Genomic DNA, 2,690 nt, shown 5'->3' with positions numbered 1-2,690 from the left:
CACCAGCAGCGAAGAGGCCAGCGATCAAAGCAGCGAGGATTTTGTTCATTTGGAATTTCCTTTGATAACGTTATTGGAAAAAATACCCCGAACTTCTCGGAGGCCCTACCGTAACGAGGCCAGTTCCAAAGCCGTTGACACGATGCCCCCAAATTCTTTTACAGAGCGGTTTTACGGCTAGAATTTAGGGGTTTTTACCTAACTGTTGCGTGGCGTGCCCTTGGACGCCTAGCGCTTACTGGAGACTTTTGTTCATGTATCAGCACATCAAGGTGCCTTCCCAAGGCCAAAAAATCACTGTCAATGCCGACAACTCGTTGAACGTACCCGACGAACCCATCATCCCGTTCATTGAAGGCGACGGCACCGGCGCAGACATTACGCCGGTCATGCTGAAAGTGGTTGATGCTGCTGTTGCCAAAGCCTACGGCGGCAAGAAAAAGATCCACTGGATGGAAGTATTTGCCGGCGAGAAGTCCACCAAGGTCTACGGCCCGGATGTCTGGTTGCCAGAAGAAACCCTGCACGCTGTTCGTGATTACGTCGTGTCGATCAAGGGCCCGCTGACGACCCCTGTGGGCGGCGGCATCCGCAGCCTGAACGTCGCGTTGCGCCAGGAGCTCGATCTGTATGTCTGCCTGCGCCCCATCCAGTACTTCAAGGGCGTTCCTTCTCCGGTCAAAGAGCCGGAAAAGACCCACATGGTCATCTTCCGCGAAAACTCGGAAGACATTTACGCTGGCATCGAGTTCGAATCCGGCAGCGACAAGGCCAAGAAACTCATCAAGTTCCTGCAGGACGAGATGGGCGTCAAGAAAATYCGTTTCCCCAACACCTCCGGCATCGGCATCAAGCCGGTTTCCAGCGAAGGGACCGAGCGCCTGGTCCGCAAGGCCATCCAGTACGCCATTGACAACGACAAGCCCAGCGTGACCATCGTGCACAAGGGCAACATCATGAAGTTCACCGAAGGCGGCTTCCGTGACTGGGCTTACGCCCTGGCCAAGAAGGAATTCGGCGCTGTGGAAATCGATGGCGGCCCGTGGATGAAGTTCAAGAATCCCAAGACCGGCAAGGAAATCACTGTCAAGGACAGCATTGCCGACGCGTTCCTGCAGCAGATCCTGCTGCGCCCCGCTGAATACAGCGTGATCGCCACCCTGAACCTGAACGGTGACTACGTGTCCGACGCGCTGGCTGCCCAGGTTGGCGGTATCGGCATTGCTCCCGGCGCTAACCTGAGCGACACCGTCGCCATGTTTGAAGCCACCCACGGAACGGCACCCAAGTACGCCGGCAAAGACTACGTGAACCCKGGTTCCGAAATCCTSTCSGCCGAGATGATGCTGCGCCACATGGGCTGGACSRMGGCKGCCGACCTGATCATCAGCTCGATGGAAAAATCCATCGACTCCAAGAAGGTCACGTATGACTTCGCCCGCCTCATGGAAGGCGCAACCCAGGTCAGCTGCTCCGGCTTCGGACAGGTCATGATCGACCACATGTAAAGTAAAGCTGGCTCAGCCGGTTTTCCGAAGACCGCCCGGGAGCGATCCCGTGGCGGTTTTTTTTCTGGGCGCGGGAAAATGAAAAATGTCACGCTTGAATGTCGTGTTCCCGCCACCAATTTCCCTACCAGGCGCACTGGACTACATCGGTGGCTAGAATGAATTCCATGGCAACCAAGTCCCCGAAATCTCCCAGCACTCCGGTGCGGCCCCCGGCCCCGGCTGTCAAGCCCGACAACGGGAATGGGGGCGAGTCGGTCGTATTGGAGCGCCGGCCGCAAAAGACCAAGCCCCCGCAGATGTACCAGGTGGTCCTGCTCAACGACGACTACACACCGATGGAGTTTGTCGTGGTGGTGATCCAGGAGTTTTTTAACAAGGACCGGGAAACGGCTACCCAGATCATGCTGAAGATCCACCTGGACGGCAAAGGCGTCTGTGGTGTGTTTTCCAGGGATGTGGCGGCGACCAAAGTCGACCAGGTCACCGAAGCTGCCCGGAAAAACGGCCATCCGCTGCAGTGTGTCAGTGAGCCCATTGAATAATCGTAAATCCGGCCAATATTCCCTTCATAGTCAGTAGAGTTAACCCAAGCAAGCCGAAAGGAAGATCAATGATTGCCCAGGAACTAGAAGTCAGCTTGCACATGGCGTTTGTCGAGGCGCGTCAGCAGCGCCACGAGTTCATCACCGTTGAGCATCTCTTGCTTGCCTTGCTGGACAACCCCAGTGCAGCCGAGGTATTGCGCGCCTGCTCGGCCAATGTGGACGACTTGCGCAAGTCGTTGGCCAACTTCATCAAGGACAACACCCCGCAGGTCGCCGGCACCGATGATGTCGATACGCAGCCCACGCTGGGATTCCAGCGCGTGATCCAGCGCGCCATCATGCACGTGCAGTCCACCGGCAACGGCAAGAAAGAAGTCACCGGCGCGAATGTGCTGGTCGCCATTTTTGGCGAGAAAGACTCCCACGCCGTGTACTACCTCCACCAGCAGGGCGTTACGCGCCTGGACGTGGTGAACTTTATTGCGCACGGTATCAAGAAGAGCGACCCCCCTGAACCCGCAAAGGCCGGTGAAAGCGCGGCCGAGAGCGAAGAGGGCGGCGAGAAGGCTGAAAAAGCCTCACCGCTTGAACAATTTACCGTCAACCTCAATCAGCTCGCCAAGGACGGCAAGAT

Annotated in this window: 4 protein-coding genes; all 4 read left to right on the top strand. The window is 57.0% G+C overall.

The features are described 5' to 3' along the window. A partial coding sequence (locus AC1D0Z_RS19190; RefSeq protein ID WP_477659783.1) for a hypothetical protein occupies positions 1-181 on the top strand: 181 nt, incomplete at its 5' end. 67 nt (positions 182-248) lie between these two features. Then, a complete protein-coding gene (gene icd / locus AC1D0Z_RS19185; protein ID WP_477659782.1) occupies positions 249-1,508 on the top strand; it encodes an NADP-dependent isocitrate dehydrogenase in 1,260 nt (419 codons plus the stop codon). 167 nt (positions 1,509-1,675) lie between these two features. Next, positions 1,676-2,053: an ATP-dependent Clp protease adapter ClpS gene (gene clpS / locus AC1D0Z_RS19180; protein WP_477659781.1), complete on the top strand. Its 378-nt coding sequence runs from the start codon at positions 1,676-1,678 to the stop codon at positions 2,051-2,053. A gap of 68 nt (positions 2,054-2,121) precedes the next feature. Then, a partial coding sequence (locus AC1D0Z_RS19175; protein WP_477659780.1) for a Clp protease N-terminal domain-containing protein occupies positions 2,122-2,690 on the top strand: 569 nt, incomplete at its 3' end.

Source organism: Polaromonas sp. P1_E3, from assembly GCF_056405935.1.
This window is presented reverse-complemented; position numbering and strand designations above follow the sequence as displayed.